The organism is Dyella monticola (genome assembly GCF_003363155.1).
Lineage (GTDB): Bacteria > Pseudomonadota > Gammaproteobacteria > Xanthomonadales > Rhodanobacteraceae > Dyella_B > Dyella_B monticola.
Genome location: NZ_QRBE01000018.1, coordinates 1 through 20254 on the forward strand (window position 1 = coordinate 1; position 20254 = coordinate 20254).

At 60.8% G+C, this 20254-nt stretch carries 14 protein-coding genes; 6 read left to right on the forward strand and 8 right to left on the reverse strand.

Features of this window, described 5'->3' with window-relative positions; translation table 11 throughout:
* Window positions 1-400: 400 nt before the first annotated feature.
* Together DWU98_RS19790 and DWU98_RS19795 are read left to right on the forward strand one after the other, a co-directional pair.
* Complete coding sequence (locus DWU98_RS19790; RefSeq protein ID WP_230474960.1) at window positions 401-1084, forward strand: rhomboid family intramembrane serine protease; 684 nt, start codon at window positions 401-403, stop codon at window positions 1082-1084.
* A 9-nt stretch (window positions 1085-1093) separates the two neighbouring features.
* The gene (locus DWU98_RS19795) at window positions 1094-1417 is read left to right on the forward strand and encodes a DUF1820 family protein (protein ID WP_115497316.1); all 324 of its coding nucleotides are present in this window, start codon (window positions 1094-1096) and stop codon (window positions 1415-1417) included.
* Here the strand turns inward: DWU98_RS19795 and DWU98_RS19800 are convergent.
* The gene (locus DWU98_RS19800; RefSeq protein WP_115497317.1) at window positions 1414-2142 is read right to left on the reverse strand and encodes a glutamine amidotransferase; all 729 of its coding nucleotides are present in this window, start codon (window positions 2140-2142) and stop codon (window positions 1414-1416) included. The genes DWU98_RS19795 and DWU98_RS19800 overlap by 4 nt on opposite strands.
* Window positions 2143-2177: 35 nt before the next feature.
* The gene (gene tfpB, locus DWU98_RS19805) at window positions 2178-3995 is read right to left on the reverse strand and encodes a type IV pilus assembly ATPase TfpB (RefSeq protein WP_115497318.1); all 1818 of its coding nucleotides are present in this window, start codon (window positions 3993-3995) and stop codon (window positions 2178-2180) included.
* An 86-nt stretch (window positions 3996-4081) separates the two neighbouring features.
* On the opposite strand from tfpB, the gene glyQ reads away from it, so the two are divergent.
* Together glyQ and glyS are read left to right on the forward strand one after the other, a co-directional pair.
* Window positions 4082-4987: a glycine--tRNA ligase subunit alpha gene (gene glyQ / locus DWU98_RS19810; RefSeq protein WP_115497319.1), complete on the forward strand. Its 906-nt coding sequence runs from the start codon at window positions 4082-4084 to the stop codon at window positions 4985-4987.
* On the forward strand, window positions 4984-7131 hold the full coding sequence (gene glyS / locus DWU98_RS19815) for a glycine--tRNA ligase subunit beta (RefSeq protein WP_115497320.1): 2148 nt from the start codon (window positions 4984-4986) through the stop codon (window positions 7129-7131). Before glyQ ends, glyS begins: the two co-directional genes overlap by 4 nt.
* A 66-nt stretch (window positions 7132-7197) precedes the next feature.
* Here the strand turns inward: glyS and DWU98_RS19820 are convergent, their stop codons facing one another.
* Window positions 7198-7770: a helix-turn-helix domain-containing protein gene (locus DWU98_RS19820; protein ID WP_115497321.1), complete on the reverse strand. Its 573-nt coding sequence runs from the start codon at window positions 7768-7770 to the stop codon at window positions 7198-7200.
* Between the two features lie 547 nt (window positions 7771-8317).
* Between DWU98_RS19820 and DWU98_RS19825 the strand changes: the two genes are divergently transcribed.
* Window positions 8318-9172, forward strand: coding sequence for a YbaY family lipoprotein (locus DWU98_RS19825; RefSeq protein WP_115497322.1), 855 nt, complete (start codon window positions 8318-8320; stop codon window positions 9170-9172).
* A 142-nt stretch (window positions 9173-9314) separates the two neighbouring features.
* Here DWU98_RS19825 and DWU98_RS19830 read toward each other — a convergent pair whose 3' ends face one another.
* The 4 genes from DWU98_RS19830 to mnmG form a co-directional block, all read right to left on the reverse strand.
* Window positions 9315-11357 (reverse strand): autotransporter outer membrane beta-barrel domain-containing protein, encoded by a 2043-nt coding sequence (locus DWU98_RS19830; protein WP_115497323.1) that lies wholly within the window; start codon window positions 11355-11357, stop codon window positions 9315-9317.
* An 85-nt stretch (window positions 11358-11442) separates the two neighbouring features.
* The gene (locus tag DWU98_RS19835; protein ID WP_115497324.1) at window positions 11443-13767 is read right to left on the reverse strand and encodes a Tex family protein; all 2325 of its coding nucleotides are present in this window, start codon (window positions 13765-13767) and stop codon (window positions 11443-11445) included.
* 262 nt (window positions 13768-14029) lie between these two features.
* On the reverse strand, window positions 14030-14788 hold the full coding sequence (locus tag DWU98_RS19840; RefSeq protein WP_115497378.1) for an RDD family protein: 759 nt from the start codon (window positions 14786-14788) through the stop codon (window positions 14030-14032).
* Between the two features lie 84 nt (window positions 14789-14872).
* Window positions 14873-16750 (reverse strand): tRNA uridine-5-carboxymethylaminomethyl(34) synthesis enzyme MnmG, encoded by a 1878-nt coding sequence (gene mnmG / locus DWU98_RS19845; RefSeq protein ID WP_115497325.1) that lies wholly within the window; start codon window positions 16748-16750, stop codon window positions 14873-14875.
* A 533-nt stretch (window positions 16751-17283) separates the two neighbouring features.
* On the opposite strand from mnmG, the gene DWU98_RS19850 reads away from it, so the two are divergent.
* Entirely contained in the window at window positions 17284-17469 is a 186-nt protein-coding gene (locus DWU98_RS19850) for a hypothetical protein (protein WP_115497326.1), read from the forward strand.
* Between the two features lie 70 nt (window positions 17470-17539).
* Here DWU98_RS19850 and pepN read toward each other — a convergent pair whose 3' ends face one another.
* Window positions 17540-20191: an aminopeptidase N gene (pepN, locus tag DWU98_RS19855; RefSeq protein WP_115497327.1), complete on the reverse strand. Its 2652-nt coding sequence runs from the start codon at window positions 20189-20191 to the stop codon at window positions 17540-17542.
* Between the last annotated feature and the right edge of the window lie 63 nt (window positions 20192-20254).

Below are 20254 nucleotides of genomic sequence, written 5' to 3' on the forward strand. Positions count from 1 at the left end.
CTTCCATGCAAGAGTAGGTCACCGCCAGGGGCTTTATCCTAAAAAACCCTCACCGAGTCCGGTGGGGGTTTTTGCTTTGGTGCGCCGGGTACATCCTCAACGACTCACCCCAGGGCCTTATCCTTAAAAACACCTTCCTTCGCCGGGAGTGCGCTTGATCACGGTTCTGGATGCGCAACGCACACATCCAGATGTGTGCCTGCACGAATGCATCATGGCGACAAGGATCGGGCACAGTATGGAGCGCGCAGAAAGTTCGCAGGACTGGTTTCACTCATCCGGTAGCGCGTGTCGTCGCACCCGATGAGCAAGAACGATCATCCGCCTCACGAAGCCACTGTAGTTATCGCCTATGATGTGGCGCGGACCGTTCCACCGCTGTGCCTTCGAGGAGAACACCGTGTTTGTGAATGTGGAAACCCGTCGCCAGCCGCGCTTGCATTGGGCAGCGGCGCTACTGATTTCCATCTGCGTCGTTACCTTTATCGCGCTCTCCCTGATGCCGCCGCCGCAGCGCGTTACATTTCTGCTCGAATGGGGCACCGTCCCCGCCAACGTTTTCGACACCCATCAACCGATCTTGCAGCAGTTGAAGGATCCGGCGCTTTTGCGTCTGGTCACCGCCATATTTATCCACGTTGCGTGGCTTCACTTGCTCAGCAACTTGCTGTTTCTGATGATTTTCGGTGTGCCGGCGGAGCGGGCGCTTGGCTCAATCCGCTTTCTTATCCTGTTCCTGCTGGGTGGAGTGGTGGCCAATTTTGCCGGAGCGGTTTCCCTGGCCGGAGAGGTCAGGCCCATCATCGGGTGCAGCGGTGCAGTGTCTGCGGTACTGGGCGCATACGTGTCATTGTTTCCCCGCGCCCGCCTCGGGCTGGTATTGCCGCTAGGTTTCTACCTGGAATTCGTGCGTGTTCCCGCTTTCCTACTGATCGGCATCTGGGCGCTGCTGCAGCTGCTTTTCAGCTATGTCGGCCCCAGTTACGGTGGTTACGCATGGTGGACCCATGTGGCAGGGTTTTTGTTCGGTGCGATCTTCGCGCTGTTGTCACGCAATGCGATCATGCGTCGCATGCGCCGGTAAAATGACCCCATGCGTAATCAGAAACTTTATAAAGTCACCTTTCTCCATCTGGGCAAATGTTATGAGCTCTATGCTCGGCACGTCGCCTCCAGCGGCCTGTGGGGCTTCACCGAAGTCGGTGAGCTGGTGTTTGAGCCGGTTGGAGAAGGGCTCGTCGTCGACCCGACCGAAGAGCGCCTGCGCGAGGAGTTCAAGGACACGCGCGTATTGCACCTGCCCATGCAAGCCGTGATACGGATCGAGGAAGTGGACCGCAAAGGTGCTCTGGCCATCCGCGAGGCGGCGGACGGCCAAAAGGTTACGCCGTTTCCGATGCCTCCGCGCGGACGCTAGCGCGAAGCATGGCTGAGCCCATGATGCCTTGAGAACATCTTCAGCAAGCGTCTTGCGATCGGCGTCGCCGCCACTTGCCGGTAGGTGTGATGGGGATCGAACCCCTCGCGACGCATGTCCTGATGCTTGCGTTTGATGTATGCGCGCATGACATCGGCGTTGAATTCGGGGTGGAACTGTACGCTGATGGCATTCTTCCCGTAGCGGATCAAATGATGCGGATCGCGTTCTGAGCGGGCCAGCACTGTCGCGCCTTCAGGTATTTCCATGACGCTTTGTTCGTGCGTCGTGTGTGCTCGAAACTGCAGCGGAAGCGACGCAGCGAGAGAATCACCGGCTGCTTCCGGCAAGAGATCGATCGGCAGCGTGCCGATTTCACGGCCACCAGGCAGATAATCGACGCGTCCGCCGAGCGCGTGCGCCATCAACTGATGGCCGTAGCACACACCAAGCAAGGGAAGGTCGACATCCATGGCATTGCGAATCCACCCGGCCGTCTCCTCGCTCCACGGTGCGCGATCCGTCACCATGGCGGCCGAACCGGTGATCAATGCACCGCAGACCTCTTGCGGTGAAGGAAGGCGTTCTCCCGCCGCCACGTTCACCACGTGCAAGCGCCGCGGCGCAAGTTGCGCGCCAAGGCGAAACCAATGGGGGAAATCACCATGACGTGCCCGGATGCTATCAGGGGCCTGGCCGGTGCGAATGATCAGAACGGGCTTCATCGGATAATGCGGCTCGACAAACAAAAACGGGCGACTCAAGTGCTTTCAATCTGCTCGACCGGCGGCAACACGGTCAATACTTCCTGGACGGTGGTCAGTCCACGCGCCACTTGATCGGCCGCCGAAATCCGCAATGGCCGCAACCCTTCCTTTAGCGCTGCCTGACTAAAGCGGATGAGATCAAGCTGAGCGCCAATCAGGCCGCGCAAACGCGGGCTGAGCTGCATCATTTCGTAAACGCCGGTTCGACCAAAAAAACCCGTGTGGCGGCATTCCAGACATCCGACCGGCTTGAACACACGATCGGGTACAGGAATCGACCAGCCATGTGTGAGCGCAGTCCATTCGTGCGGATCCTGCTGAGTCTCGCTCTTGCAGTGCGGACACAGCGTGCGCACCAGTCGCTGGGCAACCACGCCGGTGAGCGTGGATTGAATCAAATAGTGCGGAACGCCCAGGTCCAGCAGACGCGTCACTGCACTCGGCGCGTCATTGGTGTGCAAAGTAGACAACACCAAGTGGCCGGTCAATGAAGCCTGCACCGCCATCTGCGCGGTTTCCAGATCGCGAATTTCGCCCACCATGATGATGTCGGGGTCCTGGCGCAACAGCGTGCGCACACCGGCAGCAAAATCCAGGTCGATCGATGGCTGCACCTGCATCTGATTGAATTCGGGCGAGACCATTTCGATCGGGTCCTCGACCGTGCACACGTTGATGTCGGGTGTGGCTAGATGCTTGAGCGTGGAATACAGCGTCGTGGTTTTGCCCGAGCCGGTGGGGCCTGTCACCAGCACGATTCCGTGCGGACGTTCCACCATGCCTCGCCACAGCACATCTTCGGCGGGCGAAAGCCCAAGTTGCGAAAAATCCTTGGCGACGATATCCGGGTCGAAAATACGCATGACCACTTTTTCGCCGAACGCCGTGGGCATACTGGAAATGCGTAACTCCACCTCACGCCCGGACGTGGCACGTGTCTTGATGCGTCCATCTTGCGGGCGGCGCTTTTCGGCGACATCCATGCGCGAAAGAATCTTGATGCGTGACGTCACCGCCGTCATCACCGGTGGCGGCAGTTCGAACACCTTGTGCATCACACCGTCGATGCGGAAGCGCAAGAAACCTGCTTCGCGACGCGGCTCCAAATGGATGTCCGAAGCGCGTTGTTCGAAGGCGTACTGCAACAGCCAGTCAACGATGTGCACTACGTGCCTGTCGTCGGCGCCGACTTCACCCGCCTTGCCCAGCTCGAGCAACTGTTCGAAATTCAGCAGCGCCGAAGAGTCATAGCCACTCTGGTTCTTGGCATCCTTGGCGAGCTGGATCGAGCGCTGGACGCCATAGAACTCTTGCAGATAGCGATTAATGTCGATCGGGCTGGATACCACGCGGTGCACATCACGCCGCAACATCTGGGACAGATCCTTTGCCCAGGAATGATCAAAGGGTTCGGCGGTGGCAAAGGTCGCTTCACCGGGCGCGGCTGCGACCGGAAGAATGCGATGGCGTTGCGCGTAGGCGTGGCTCACTACCTGCGTAACGGTGGCCACATTGATCTTCATCGGATCGATTTTCAGATATGGCAGCCCAGCCTGACCGGCCAGCCACTCGGTAAGGCCTTCCAGGCTGAGCGGACGCCCCGGGTCGCGCTGATTGGTGAGCTTGGCGTTGGCGATGATCACCAGCGGATTGAGCTCCACCGTACTACGGCCGGCGTGGTGACCTACGCGCAGTTGTTTGGCATCGTCAGCCAGCAGGAAACCGTCGACGACCAGCGCCGCCAGCACATCGTCCAGGGCGAGCCGGCCGCGTCGGCCCAGCATGGAGGCGATTTGTTGGGTTGCTGCCATGTCCGACCCCTATTGCGCCCTGAAAAAACGGCGAAAAGATGCGCTGCGGCTATACTAACGCGCTTTACACTCAGGTTAGGAAAGAGATGTCCGCGCCTACCTTCCAGGATGTGATCCAGACCCTCAACCGCTATTGGGGAGGCCAGGGTTGTGTGCTGCTGCAGCCGCTCGATACCGAGGTCGGCGCTGGCACGTTCCACCCGGCCACGTTCTTGCGCGCACTCGGTCCGGAACCGTGGGCGGCGGCCTATGTGCAGCCCTCACGACGCCCCACGGATGGTCGCTACGGCGAAAATCCCAACCGCTTGCAGCATTACTACCAATACCAGGTAGTGATGAAGCCGAACCCGGACAACATCCTGGAGCTGTACATCGGTTCGCTCAAGGAACTGGGCCTTGATCCGCAGGTGCACGATCTGCGTTTCGTGGAAGACAACTGGGAATCGCCCACTTTGGGCGCATGGGGCCTGGGCTGGGAGGTATGGCTCAACGGCATGGAAGTTACCCAGTTCACTTACTTCCAGCAGGCCGGTGGCCTGGAATGCAGGCCGGTCACTGGCGAGATCACCTACGGCCTGGAACGCCTGGCGATGTATCTGCAAAACGTGGACAACATTTACGACCTGATCTGGACCCAAGGCCCGCACGGAAAAGTCACCTACGGCGACGTGTTCCACCAAAACGAAGTAGAGCAAAGCACCTACAATTTCGAGCACGCCAATGTAGCCGAACTGCTGCGTTGGTTCGATGTGTGCGAAAGCGAAGCCAACAAACTGATTGCAGTCGGGCTGCCACTGCCAGCGTACGAGCAGGTCATGAAGGCCAGCCACACCTTCAACCTGCTCGATGCGCGCCGCGCCATCAGTGTCACCGAACGCCAGCGCTACATCCTGCGCGTGCGCACGCTTTCGCGCGGCGTGGCCGAGGCCTATGTCGCTCAACGCGAGAAACTCGGCTTTCCAGGTTTGAAGAAAAAGGAGCAGGCCGCATGAGCGCCGCCAAGTCATTGCTCATCGAACTGGGCACGGAAGAATTGCCGCCCAAGTCGCTGGACGAACTGGGTGCATCGTTTTTACGTGGCATCTGCGAAGGGTTGGGCAAGCGTGGCGTTGCCGCGCAGCTTGAACAGGCAACCTTGTATGTCACGCCGCGGCGTTTGGCCGTCCATATTCCCGAGGTTGCTGCTGCGCAGCCGGAGCAGTCGACCGAACGTCGCGGGCCCGCCGTCAACGCGGCAGTGGATGCAGAGGGCAACCCCAGCAAGGCGCTGGTCGGTTTCGCGCAATCCTGCGGCGTCAATGTCGAGCAACTGGAAAAACTGGAGACGGATAAAGGCGCGTGGTTTGTCTATCGCACCGTCAAACCCGGTCAACCGGTGGCCACGTTGTTGCCGGAAATTATCGAGGAAGCCTTGAAAGGCCTTCCCATTCCCAAACCGATGCGCTGGGGCGATCACGGCTACACGTTCGTGCGCCCCGTGCATTGGCTGGTGATACTGCACGGTTCGGAAATCGTCGATGGCGACGTGCTTGGCTTGCACAGCGGGCGCAAGTCGCGCGGTCATCGCTTCATGCATCCGCAGCCGGTACATCTGGCTGATGCGGACAGCTACGTTGATGCGTTGCGCATGGCCAAGGTGTTGGCCGATCCAATGGAGCGCCGGCAACGCATCCGCGACGACGTCGCGCGCGTGGCCAAGGAGACCGGTGGTGCGCCTCGGCTCGACGACGCACTGCTCGACGAAATCGCCAACCTTACCGAGTGGCCGGCAGCTATTGCCTGCACGTTCGACCGGGAATTTCTCAAAGTGCCGCCTGAAGCATTGGTCACTACGATGGAGGCCAATCAGAAATTCGTGCCGGTGTTCGATGCGCGCGGCAAGCTCACCGAACATTTCATCGGGATCGCCAACATCGACAGCAAACAGCCGGGCGAAATCCGCAAGGGTTACGAGCGCGTGATACGTCCGCGGTTTGCCGATGCGAAATTCTTCTGGGACGAAGATCTCAAGACACCGTTGGCGAGCTATCAGGATGCGCTGAAAAACGTCACCTACCAGCAGGCGCTCGGCAGCCTGTGGGACAAGAGCGTGCGCGTCGCCGAACTGGCACGCATCGTTGCCAATCGGGTTGACGTGGACGCAGGCTTGTCCACGCGCGCCGCGGCGCTGGCCAAATGCGATCTGCTCACGCGCATGGTCGGCGAATTCCCCGAATTGCAAGGCGTGATGGGCCGCTATTACGCGTTGCACGACAACGAGCCTGTCGACGTTGCCGACGCGTTGGACAGCGTGTATCAGCCACGTTTCGCCGGCGACACGATCGCTGCCGGCAAGATTGGGCAGGTGCTTGCCGTTGCCGAGCGGGTGGATAGCCTCGCCGGCATTTTTGCCGTGGGCCTGAAGCCTAGCGGCAACAAGGACCCGTTCGCCTTGCGCCGGGCTGCCCTCGGCCTGGCGCGTACTTTGATCGAAGGCGGGCTCGAACTGGACCATAAGGCGCTTTTCACCGAAGCGCTGGAATTGCTACCGGAAACCGCGCTCGCCGCCGGCCTCAAACCGGCGAAAGATGGCAAGATTCCCGCGTTGGATGCAGGCCAGCGCCGCTGCGCGCTGGTGGCTGAACTGAGCGAGTTCATGCTCGAGCGCCTGCGCGGTTATTACGCGGAAAAAGGCTTCACCACCGAACAATACGAGGCCGTGCTGGCCGTTGCGCCAATCAGCCTGGTCGATTTCGACCATCGCCTGCGCGCCGTGGTCGAATTCGGGCGACAACCCGAAGCGGCTAGCCTCGCCGCTGCAAACAAGCGCGTGGCCAACATCCTGCGCAAGCAACAGGAAGAGCAGGGTGCTCACAGCCTTGTCGCGCATGTCGATCCCGCGCACTTCGAGGAAAGCGCCGAACACGCACTCGCGCGAGCATTGGAGGCGGCGCAGACCGATACTGCCGCCGCACTGCAACGTCGCGATTACGCAGCCGTGCTCGTGCGTCTTGCTGCCTTACAGGCACCGGTCGATGCATTCTTCGATCACGTGCTGGTCAACGTTGAGAACCCCGTCGTGCGCGCGAACCGCCTCGCCTTGCTCGGGCAACTCAAAGCGCAGTTCACGGCCATCGCCGATATCGCGCGCCTGTAATACGAGACATCAAAATAGACACGGCAGCGATGGCTGCCGTGTTTTGTAAGGTATTTACGCTAAATCTTAAGAAGTAAGCCGATTAGCCGGACGGCCTTTCAACCGTTCCACCAAACGATGGTTGAATGCCACCATCGCCGCGGCATCCACGTCATTGCCGCCCGGACCGAGGATGTCGTAGAGCTCGGCCAGCATGTCGGAATTTTCGGCCAGGGTCAGATGGCTATCGGCCAGATCCAGCTCCGATTGCAGGATGCGCAAGGCGGTGTTCAACCGCTGCACGTCCATGCCACCGGCCTCCAGCGTATCGGCGGCGGTGCGCAGTTTAGACCGATGGCGCGCCGCAAGTGCTTCGGCGTTGGTACCGCTGACGTCGTCTGGAATGATGACGCTGGGATCAAGCATCGATCCTTCGCCGGCCACCAGCCAAACCAGGGAAATCCCCAAGGTGCGCGCCAGAGTGACGCAACGGGCGCGGGAGGGGTCGGTGTTACCGTCCCGCCAACTGCGCACGACGCCTTCCGAAAAACCGCACATGCGGGCGATTTCCGTAACGCTGCCGACGCGTTGGATCAGCACTTTTATGCGGTCGGCGAAGGTAGAGATGGGCTCGGGGGACGTATGGGTTTGCAGATTCATCGCAAAATTCCGCAGTGGGGTCTGGCATCTGCCGGCGAGTTTTCACCGGACCGGTTCTTCTTGTAGGTCAAGCGACCGTTACGCGATCCGTGGGGAGCGTAAAGTTTTGTGAGGCTTCGTATAAATCTGTGAAGCTAGGTCAGGCTACAAGTCAGTCTTTGCCGCACAAACGCGTCAGTTTGTCGAGGGTTGACACACTAGGCCTTTAGTAAGGCAAGAAACTACGGCTGCACGACACCTGCGCTGGGCTCAATGATGCGGAGTCCGGCATCAACGGTACCCGGCCCTGCCCATCGCAAGCCTTTCGCGTAGGCCTTCATGAACTTTCAGGTACAGGTTCGCCGTTGCCGAAGCCGGCTACCGGGTTGTATTAAAGCGGTGAAAACTTACGAAATGCGGCAATACATACGCCAGCGAATGGTGTCTTCACCTTGTTGACTTTTCCGTGATGGGACTTTGGGCTATTCTCTGAGGCTCCCCCGCGTTTGTTTGCGAAGCAGTGTGTTCGGCAGACATCGCGTCCGATACGTTCAATCCGAGGTTTCTCATGCGCAGCGTTGTTTGGTCGCTGATGACAGTGGCAGCGGTTGCATTAGCCGGCTGCAATAATTCTTCGAATCCGTCGTCGTCGACTGACAATGGATCGGAGGCACCGCAAGGTCCGGCGCATAGCGTTACCGGTACCATCTCACTTCGCGGCGGCATTGCGCCCTCGGCGCAGGACAAGCTCGATATCAGCATCGTCGACGTGACGGCCCAGGGCTCCACCCCGCTCGCGACCAAGACGATCGCGCCGGCCACGACGTTCCCGATGACGTTCGAGCTGGATTTCAATCCGGCCAACGTGGCAACCAACGACCTGTACATCGTGCAGGCCGAACTGACCGACGGCGATCGCCACTACACCATGCCGCTGCAGGCACCGGTGCTCACCAAGGGCAATCCGTCAACCAACGTGTCGATCGAGTTGTCCCCCGAGCAGACACCTGGCGAAAAAATGCTTGTCGCCTTCCAGGGTGTGCAAAAGCAGATCGGTGGCATGAAGCGCACCGCCGGCACCAAACTTGAGAAGGATTCATCGCTTGCATGGCAGGTGTTCCGCGAAGACGGCCAGGTGAAGTTCATCCGTGAGCTGGTCGATTACGGCGATAAGGGCTTCACCAGCACGGACTACGCCTACAAGGACGGCAAGCCGTGGGTGGTAGAGCAGCAGAAGAAGCCCAGCCAGGGCGCCAAGCCTACCTCGGTGGATACCGCCGGTTGGGGTGACGACGGCTCGCTGGTATTGAAGACGCACGACGCCGGTGGCACCACCAGCACGTTGAGCGACGATGATGCCGCGAACCTGCAACAGCAGGCCAAGGACACTCTGAATATGGCGACGGGCGGCAAGGGCAAGTAAGCCGCGCTTCGTTCAAACGATTCGTTCAAAAAAAGCCGCCCAACCGGGCGGCTTTTTTGTGCTGGGTAACGGCGGTGGAGAAGGGCGCAGCTCCGGCGTCTTCTGCAAAACGGACTGCGCCCCTGCCTGAGTGGGACGTGGCTTAGAAGCCGAACTTCAAACCCAGGTTGACGCCATTCATGCGTTGGCTGTTGTCGGCGAAATGGCCGTCGTAGGCAATCCAGCCGGTCAGGTTTTGAGTGATCTGCGCCGTCACGCCCACATCGGCCGAACCCCAATTCTTATCTGGCGTGAAACCGGCCATCTCGAAACTGCCGTTCATGCTGTTGAGGCCCGCGGTCACCATGTCGGTGCTGGCGCGGCTGTCATGATTCCAGCCCAATTCCACGTACGGCGCCAGATTCATGCCGCTGTACTGCCAGTTGCCTTGCAGGCGCCAGCCCAGGGTGCTGATCAATGCATTGCGTTCCTGGCGGCTAAACCACATCGCTGTCGCGTCATTGCCGCTTTCGCTGTAACCGTCGATGCGGATGTTCTGGTATTCGAAGTTCGCGAACGGGCCGGTCTTCAGACTGCCGACGTCGAACCAGTAGCCGCCGTGCAGGCCCAGGCCGACGTACGAGCCATCCGTCTTGCCGGCTTCGTGCTGGCGATAGTCGCCGATCATGAACACGCGGTTGACGTTGGTGAAGCTGGCTTGGCCGAAGTCGCCATACACGCCGGCGTAAGCACCGCCCGTATGCCAGGTGAGATAGCCCAGGCCGGTAATGGCCTGCAAGTCGTAGCCACCACCGCCGCTGACATCGGCGTAATGCTCACCGACGCCGAGCGCTGCGCCCGCGGAAAGGTAATCCGTAGCATGCACGTCGGCGCCCACGGTGAGGTCGACGTTGTTGCTGGTGGTCTTCGGTGCACCGGCCTTCTGATCGAACTGCTGGTTCGAATAGTTGATGTTGGCGAACGCGCGCGTGCCGCTGCCGAAGTCGTCCTGCAGCATCTGATTGCGCACGACGGACGTCTGCGTAGTCACAGCGGCGAGCGGTGCCTCTTGTAAGAGAGAGATCTGCTGAGGCGCGGCCAGTTCGGACAGCACGACTTCTGAAAGCATCTTGTCGGCGGCCGTGGTCGGATGCACGCCGTCTGCAAACAGGTAGGTTTGATTGGTGCCCGCCGCATACGTGTACGGCAAGCCCGAGCCTTGCGGCCCGCACTGCACGGAACTGGAGCCCGCACCGCACGCCGGCGTGGTGACGTTGGTAAAGCCATAAGCGCCGGGATTGGCGATGACCTGACTGAGCACGGCGAACGCGTTGACCGGAATGATGCCCTTGCCGAGCTGGCCGAGTCCCGAATTGAGCTGACCGTTGTAAACCACGCTCAGCAAGGTCAGCGATTGTGCTGCGGAAGCACCTTCGGCAGCGGCTTCCGGCGTCAGGCCGATATTGGGCAGGTTGAACACGACAATGTTCTTGGCGCCCGCAGCTTGCAGCGCGCCAAGCAACTTCACCTCCTGCTGGGCGGCGGCGACGATGGTGGCCTGCGCCTGGGTGGAAGACTGCAGGGTGGTGATCCCCGCCGCCGCGAGTACCTTGGCATCGACGGCCGCGGTGACCGTCGGCGTAATCTGCGCTTCGAACGCCGCGATGGCGACGGGGTTATTGGGAATCAAACCGGCGTTCAGGGCCTGCGAAACTTCACCAGCTACGGTCTGCGCGATGAGTCCCTGAGCGGTGGCCGCTGCACCCACGGACGTCGCAGCATTGAAGATATCGTTCGCGCCGCCCCACATGGTGTACAGCGCGTGGCTATTGACGGGGGTGGTCGCCAGATAGTCGGTCACCTGCGTGGTGATCGTCGGCACGGTGGACGGCGTACCCGGCGAGTTGTTGGTGATGCCCGCGCCACCCCAGGCGTAATCGGTGCCGCCCGCCAGCGAAGCAGTCAGCTTATAGCCAAGACCGGTGGCGACGTTCTGCACGACCACCGCCCCTGGATTGGTCGTGAACTCGAGTGGCGGCTGGATGCTCGGATGGGTGGCCAGGGAAATGTTCCCTGCGTCGCTCAAGCTGTCACCGAAAACGACCACGCTGTTGAAGGTGGAGTTCGGGTTGCCCGTGGCGTGTGCGGCGCCAACCATGCCGAGGGCCAGCGCCACGGCGCCGGCGATCTTGCGAGGGTGGAACATGTGGGTGCTCCTGCGTTTGTTATAGAGGCGTTACGGTAATGCATGCCATACGGCAGCGCATGCTGCGCTGCCGTATGGACGCCACCTATCGCTTCTGGGCGCGGGAGAAGGCATCCGCAAAGGCGCTATTGGCTGGTGCGGGAGCCGGCTTCGCCGGCGCACCACCCGGTCGCGGTCCACGGCTATCGCGGTTTCCGCGCGTTTCGCCGCCGGTAGGAGGGCGTCCGCCGCGTGCCTGGCCGGGCTCGTCGTCCAGGCGCATGGACAGTGCGATGCGCTGGCGCTGCAGGTCAACTTCCATCACCTTGACCTTCACGATGTCGCCCGCCTTCACGGCATCGCGCGGATCCTTTACGAAGCTGTGCGAAAGCGCCGAGACGTGCACCAGGCCATCCTGATGCACGCCGATATCGACGAACGCACCGAACGCGGCAACGTTGGTAACCCGGCCTTCGAGGATCATGCCCGGCTTGAGATCCTTCAGGTCCTCCACGCCTTCGGCAAAGCTCGGCGCCACGAATTCCGGACGCGGATCGCGGCCCGGCTTTTCCAATTCTTTGAGGATGTCACGGACGGTAGGCACACCGAAGCGTTCGTCGGTATAGGACTCGGCCTTCAGGCTGCGCAGGAAGCCACTATCGCCGACGATGCTTTTCACCTCGCGGCCGCATTGCGCAATGATGCGTTCCACCACCGGATACGCCTCAGGATGCACGGCGCTCGCATCCAGCGGATTGTCGCCGCTGGGAACGCGCAAAAAGCCGGCGCATTGCTCGAACGCCTTGTCACCCAGGCGCGGCACTTTCAACAAGGCCTTGCGATTGACGAACGGACCGTTGGCATCGCGATGCTTCACCACGTTTTCGGCGACGCTGGGCGAAAGGCCGGCTACCCGCGACAACAACGCAGCGGATGCCGTGTTTACGTCTACGCCAACGGCGTTCACGCAGTCTTCCACTTTCGCATCGAGCGCGCGCGCCAGTTTTACCTGATTCACATCGTGCTGGTATTGGCCCACGCCGATCGCCTTGGGTTCGATCTTCACCAGCTCCGCCAGCGGATCTTGCAGGCGGCGCGCGATGGAAACGGCGCCACGCAAGCTCACGTCAAGATCGGGAAATTCCTTGGCTGCCGTTTCAGACGCCGAATACACCGATGCACCCGCTTCGCTCACCACGATCTTGGCGAGCTTCAAATCCGCATGTTTCTTGATGAGTTCGCCGGCCAGCTTGTCCGTTTCGCGCGAGGCGGTGCCGTTGCCGATGGCAATCAAGTTCACCCCATGCTGCTTGCTCAACACGGCAAGACGTGCGATCGATTGATCCCACTGCTTGCGTGGCTCGTGCGGATAGACGGTATCGGTGGCAAGCAATTTGCCAGTGGCGTCGACCACCGCCACCTTCACGCCGGTGCGAATGCCTGGATCCAGCCCCATCACGGTACGGGCGCCAGCCGGTGCAGCGAGCAAAAGATCTTTGAGGTTGTCGCCAAATACGCGAATGGCTTCGTCTTCAGCGGTTTCGCGCACGCGGCCGAACAGATCCAGGGTGAGATGCAGGTGCAACTTCACGCGCCAGGTCATACGTACAGTTTCGCGCAGCCATGCATCCGCAGCACGGCCGCGATCGATAATGCCAGCCTGCGCGGCAACGCGGCCTTCCGCTTCGAGATGGCCTTGTTCGGTGTCGGCATTCGGTACCAGCTCCAGCTCGATCACGCCTTCGTTGCGCGCACGCATCAATGCAAGCAAGCGATGCGAGGGAATCTTGCCGATCGATTCCATGTGATCGAAATAATCGCGGAACTTCGCACCTTCGCTCTCTTTGCCCACCACCACCTTGGCGCGAATCTGGCCTTTTTCCCAGAGCCAGTCACGCAATTGGCCCAGCAGTTGCGCATCTTCGGCGATGGATTCCATCAAGATGGCACGTGCGCCGTCGAGTGCGGCACGCCCATCGGCGACGCCTTTTTCCGCATCGATGAATGTTTCAGCGAATGCTTCGGGCGATTGCGAGGGATCTTCGCGCAGACCCACGGCAAGCGGTTCCAGGCCTGCTTCGCGCGCGATCTGCGCCTTGGTGCGGCGCTTGGGCTTGTAGGGAAGGTAGAGATCTTCCAGGCGCGCCTTCGTGTCGGCATCGAGGATGTCCTGTTTCAACGTGTCAGTGAGCTTGCCCTGCTCCTCCACGCTTGCCAGGATCGCCGTACGGCGTTCTTCCAGCTCGCGCAGATAACGCAAGCGCTCTTCCAGCAGGCGCAGTTGCGTATCGTCCAGTCCGTCGGTGGCTTCCTTACGGTAGCGCGCGATGAAGGGCACGGTGGCGCCGCCGTCGAGCAATTCCACGGCCGCGCGCACCTGGTCGGGCTTGGCGGCAATGTCCTGGGCGATGCGTTGTTCGATGCTGAGCATGGACTACTAATTCCTCGCTATACGGGCGGCAAAAGCCGTTGATCTGAATCGAATTGGGAATCATAGCAAGGCGGGTAGCGGCCGGTGGGAAAAACGTCCCGCGCGCAGGCGTGGTATCGGCAGCACAAGGTCAATGTCGAATCCAATGATCGTGATGACATGAACAAGCGAGACTGCATGGATCCAGAGCGCAAAGCGGAGTTGACCTTGCAGGCTAGCGCTGGTGTGCAAGAAAAAAGCGCCGGCTGAGCGGCGCTTTTTTTCAGGCGTGGAAGCTGCCTTGGTCATCGCCTGGCGGTCGTCCCTGCGGCGGCTGTTGCTGCGCGGTGCCGTTGAGCACAAAGGTGCTTGCCCAGAGATCATGCAAACCCTGTTTGCGTTGCGTCCAGGCGATGGCGGCGTAGCAAACCAGTGGAATCAAGCCGAAGATCGCTCCCGAAAGCCGCACAATGTTGCGCGCCGCCGAACGCCCGATCGAGATGCGCGCGCCGTGGACATCAGTCACCCGCAAACGCAACGCGAGCTTGCCGGGCGTTGCCTGCCATTTGGATGCTTCGAAGAACGTGTAATACAGAAACGTAATGGCAAGTGAGATGAGCGATGCAGTTTCCGTGACCTGGGCGTAATCGCGCAGCGCCATGGCCATATCGGCGCCACCTTGAATCCGTTCGACCATGTGCTTGTAGGCTTCCATGCCACCGGAGGAGACCATCACGATCATCGAAGGGATCATCAAGATGATCAGGTCGATGATCCATGCACCGAAACGCTGCCAGAAACCGGCGTAATCAAAGTGATTGGTGCTTGCCGGTTGCTGCTGTAGTGGCGGAGGTGCATAGGGATTGGGTGCGGGCGCGGGCTTGTCCAACGGAAACAGCACCGACAGGGGTTGCCAGTCCGCGAGGCCGTCGTACCAGCACAGGTCATCGGGGCTCAACTGGCTGCTGCGCAACCATTCCCGGACCTGTTCTTCCTGATAGGGGCCGTGACGTTCGCCCTGTCGCCCAATCCAGACTTCCATCGCGTGTTCCTCGATAAACTCAGGGCGCATGATGCCATGTGCCCATGCGTGGTTGGGTTACGGGCGTAGCGATGAATGCCGTGATCAGGCGGCGTCGCGGCGCTTCAGATGCACCAGCAGCAACGAAATGGCCGCAGGCGTAACGCCGCTGATACGCGCGGCCTGACCGATGGTGGCGGGCAGGCTGCGCTTGAGTTTCAGCAACACTTCGGCAGAGAGCCCGCGCACTTTGTCGTAATCGAAGCTGGCGGGAATGGTGGTGCTTTCATGACGGCGCTGGCGTTCGATTTCTTCGCGCTGGCGCTGCAGATAACCGGCGTATTTGGCTTGCACTTCCACTTGCGCGGCGACATCTTCACGATCGACGGCGGGCCCAAGTTCCGGCACGCCAGCGAGTTTGGCGTAATCCAGTTCAGGGCGTCGCAGCAGATCAAGCGCGTTGGTTTCGCGGCTCACTGCGATGCCAAGCTGGCGTTCTATCGCCGCGCCGAGCGCGTTGGTGGGTGCGGCCCACAAGGCGGACAATCGCTGCGTTTCACGTTCTACTGCTTCGCGCTTGGCGCGTAGCGCGTCGAACCGTTCGGACGCTACCACGCCCAGTGCATGGCCCGTTTCGGTGAGGCGCAGATCGGCGTTGTCTTCGCGCAAATGCAGGCGGTATTCCGCGCGCGAGGTGAACATGCGATACGGTTCGATCGTGCCGTTGCTGGTGAGGTCGTCGATCAACACGCCGATGTACGCTTCATTGCGACGTGGATACCACGGCGCCTTGCCTTGCACCGCACGCGCGGCATTGAGTCCGGCGATCAGGCCTTGCGCGGCGGCTTCCTCGTAACCGGTGGTGCCGTTGATCTGCCCGGCGAAGTAAAGGCCGGGAATGGCCTTGGTTTCCAGCCATGGGTTGAGACCGCGCGGATCGAAGTAGTCATACTCGATCGCGTAACCCGGACGGGTGATGTGCGCATGCTCGAAACCCTTGATCGAATGCACCACATCCAGCTGCACGTCGAACGGCAGCGATGTCGAAATACCGTTGGGATAGATCTCGAAACTGTCCAGTCCTTCCGGCTCGATAAAAATCTGATGCGAGCCCTTGTCGGCAAAGCGCACCACTTTGTCTTCGATGGATGGGCAATAGCGCGGACCCACGCCTTCGATCTGGCCGGTATACAGTGGCGAGCGGTCCAGCGCGCCGCGAATGATTTCGTGCGTGCGCTCGCTGGTGTGTGTGATCCAACAACTTACCTGGCGCGGGTGATGATCTGGCGAGCCGAGGTAGGAGAACACCGGCGCCGGATCGTCGCCGGGCTGTTCGTCCAGTCCGCTGAAATCGATGCTGCGCAGGTCGATGCGCGGCGGGGTGCCGGTTTTGAGGCGATCGGCCGCCACCGGCAGTTCGCGCAGACGCTGGGCGAGCGTGGTGGCGGGCGGATCGCCCGCGCGCCCGCCCGCGTACTGGGCGGGGCCGATGTGGATCTTTCCGGCCAGGAAAGTGCCAGCCGTGAGCACCACCGAGCTGGCGCGAAAGGAAAGGCCCATCTGCGTGACCACGCCAGTCACGCGGCCGTGTTCGATCAGCAGATCATCGACGGCCTGCTGAAACAGGTCGAGGTTGGGCTGGGTTTCCACGAGTCGGCGGATGGCCGCTTTGTAGAGCACGCGATCAGCCTGGCAGCGGGTGGCGCGCACCGCTGGCCCCTTGGAGGCGTTCAGCGTGCGCCACTGGATGCCCGCGCGATCGGCTGCCTGGGCCATGGCACCGCCAAGAGCGTCGATTTCCTTGACCAGATGGCCCTTGCCGATGCCGCCAATGGCCGGATTGCAGCTCATCTGGCCGATGGTTTCGATGTTATGGCTGAGCAATAGCGTGCGGGCACCACATCGCGCCGAGGCAAGCGCGGCCTCGGTGCCGGCATGGCCGCCGCCGATCACGATGACGTCGTAGGAAGTGGGATAAAGCATCGGAACCCGCGCAAATCAAGGTCAAGCAAATACGTATGGTAGCGCTTTACGATTTTGCAGACGTTAGCGAAACCTGGCACGTTTTCTGCTTTCCATTACCCGCACTTTCACGGGCAGAAGCCGCGCGACACGCGCGCTGAGAAAGGACGACAGGGGTCCATTCGCGTACCGGGACAGGAAGCAAGACGGCGCCCCTCGGGGCGCCGTCATATTTTTGATCTCTGGAAGAGAGATCTGGCGCCCGGCGGTCTCAGGAACAGGGGGAATCCAGGATGACCGTAGTGCCGGGCGCCAGAAACTGGTGACCTGAACGGGCAACACGGCAAAGGCCGCTATCCCCCGTTGCGTGGGAGTGATCATTACTCCGCACGTGTGAATACGAAGTGACTGAATTGCAAATTTCTGTCGGGAAATGGCAAGAGCTGACAGAAAAGGTCACAGGGTGATGTAGGCCAAAACCTCAATGTGATCTACATCACACACTGGCACGTCTGTTGCTGGAGATTCCATGCAAGCCACCTGAGGGACGTGTCATGGATAACAGCAACGAATTCGCACCGGTCTATTTGCGTCACGATTTGATGGTGGAAATTGGCCGCCTGGAAATGGCGATGGATCATCTCGTCGAGCGCGAACCGACCCAGCAGCAGCAGCTTCGCCCGCGCCTGGAATCGCGCATGAGCCATCTGCTCAGTGAATTGGGTCATCTTCCCGCCTGAGCGCTGTTAAAGCACCGCCCCGCCACGGCGACCTCAAGGTCGCCGTTCGCGTTTTACGGGCGCATGCAGTTCAGTGCTGCAAGACGTTACCGATAATCTCGCTGAGATTGGGCGACAGACCTTGACGTTGCACCAATGTCTCCAGCGCACGCCGCGCAACAACCCGGCGCATCGGTTCCAGCCGCTGCCAGCCGTTGAACGCGGTGGCCAGGCGCGCCGCGATCTGCGGATTGAGCGCATCCAGTTGCACCAGTCGTTCGCCCAGGAGTTGGTAGCCGGCGCCATCCGTGCGATGAAAGCCGCTGGGATTGGTGCTGGCAAACGCACCCAGCAACGACCGCGCGCGGTTGGGATTTTTCAGCGTGAAGGCCGGATCGCGCTCGAGCGTCGCGACGATGGCAAGCGCCGGCTCGCCAGGTACCTGCGCCTGCACCGTAAACCACTTATCCAGCGCCAGCGGGTTGTCCGCATAGCGGTCTCGAAAATGAGCGAGTGCGGCAGCGGCCTGGGGTGCGCGATCACGCACCAGCACACCCAGCGCGGCGAGGCGATCGGTCATGCCGAGCGCTGTTTCATATTGCGTTGCGGCCAGCGCGTGCGCGCGTTCGGGATTTAGCAGTGCAAACAATTCAAGCACGCGGCGACGCAGTCTGCGCCGTGCCTGGCTGGCGGCATCCAATGGCTGACTGGCGTGCGCGGAAAGATCGCGATAACGCGCAAGCAGCGCATCGGCACCCATATGTGCGGCCAGACGTTGCTGCAACACCTGGCGTTGCGCATGGATGCGTGATGGATCCACTTCGCTCTGGCGATCCGCCAATTCGATTTCGCCAGGCGGCGTGAGCAGATCCGCCAGCAGGGCATCGTCCAGCTGGCGATCTTCGAACAGTGCGGCAAGCGCCTCGCACCATGCTTTGCACGCGGCGGAATCCACGCTGTCGTTCAAGGTGTCGAAGGCCAGCAGGGCCAGTTGCTGCCCCGCTTCCCAACGGTTGAAACCATCCGGATCGTGCGTCAGCAGCAACGCCAGTTCGGCCGGGGTGTAGTCGTACTCCAACACCACGGGTGCGGAGAAATCGCGCAGCAGCGAGGGTACGGGTGGTGCATCGACATCCTTGAACACGAAGCGTTGCGCCGCCTTGTGCAGCACAACCACACGCTCTGCACCGTCAGCTTTCTCTTCGCCATCCATGCGCAACGGCAAGATGCGGCCGTCGCGATCGAACAAGGAAAGCTTCACCGGAATGGGAACCGGCACTTTTTCCGGCTGACCCGGTGTGGGCCGCGTTTGCTGCGATAGCGTGAGGGTGTATTCGCGCGCCACCGCATCATATTCGCTCTTTGCATGCAGCCGAGGCGTGCCGGCTTGCGCGTACCACGCAAGGTATGGCTTCAGGTCGATGGCGTTGGCATCGCCCAGCGCACCAAGAAAATCTTCGATCGTGGCGGCTTGCCCATCATTGCGCTGGAAATACAGCTCCATGCCGCGCCGAAAACCTTCCTGCCCAAGTCGACCGGCGAGCATACGCACGAGTTCGGAACCTTTCTCGTACACCGTCGCCGTATAGAAGTTGTTGATTTCGCGATATTCGGCAGGTCGTACCGGATGCGCCAAGGGGCCGGCATCCTCAGGAAACTGCGTACGCCGCAGCAAGGCGACATCCTCGATGCGCTTGAGCGGGACCGAATTCATGTCCGCGGAAAACTGCTGTTCGCGAAATACCGTGAGCCCTTCCTTGAGCGAGAGTTGAAACCAATCACGGCAGGTCACGCGATTGCCGGTCCAATTGTGGAAGTATTCGTGCGCCACCACGGCCTCCACTGCTCGATATTCATCGTCGGTGCTGCTGTCCGGGTCTGCCAGCAAATACTTCGCGTTGAAGATATTCAGCCCCTTGTTCTCCATCGCGCCCATGTTGAAATCGTGCGTGGCCACGACATGGAATACATCCAGATCGTAATTGCGGCCATACGTGTGCTCGTCCCAGCGCATCGAGCGCTCCACTGCGTCAAGTGCGTAGTGGCAGCGGTCGATCACGTTCGCCTCGGACCAGATCACGATCTTCACGGCGCGCCCATCGGCCGTGACATAGTCCCGCGTAATGTTTTCTAATCGACCGGCTACCAGCGCAAACAGGTAGCAGGGCTTAGGGTGAGGGTCGACAAAACGTGCCCAATGACGGCCATCGGGTAACTCGCCGACGCCAGTCGGGTTGCCGCCCGCCAAGAGCACCGGAAAGCGCTGGCGATCAGCGCGCAGGGTGACGGTGAAGCGAGCCAGCACGTCGGGCCGATCGGGGAAAAACGTGATGCGACGAAAGCCTTCCGCTTCACATTGCGTCAACAGAAAGCCGTGTTCGCGCGAGCCTGACAAATAAAGCCCTTCCAGCGCTGTGTTCGCAGCAGGCTGCACACGCACGCGTGTTTCCAGCACGCTGCCGTCACGGACGCCATCCACTTCCAGCACGCCGCCTTCGTAACGAAAGGCGTGCGCATCCAGTGCCTGTCCGTCGAGCGCAAGGGCCAGCAGTTCCAGGCCCTCGCCATTCAGACGAAGCGGTGCCGACTGTCCCGTGTCGCTGCGAAGCACAAGGCGCGAGGACACCTCGGTCGCATCGATACCCAAGTCGACATCCAGCTCGATCGCATCCACCGACCAGGCAGGTCGCCGGTAATCGCCCAGACGGACAGGGGTGACGACAGGTTCAAGGGCGAGGGTCATAAGGCGCACACGGGAAGGTTGGAGACATCTCAGGCTAACATGCGGGCTTTGGGTCATAGGACA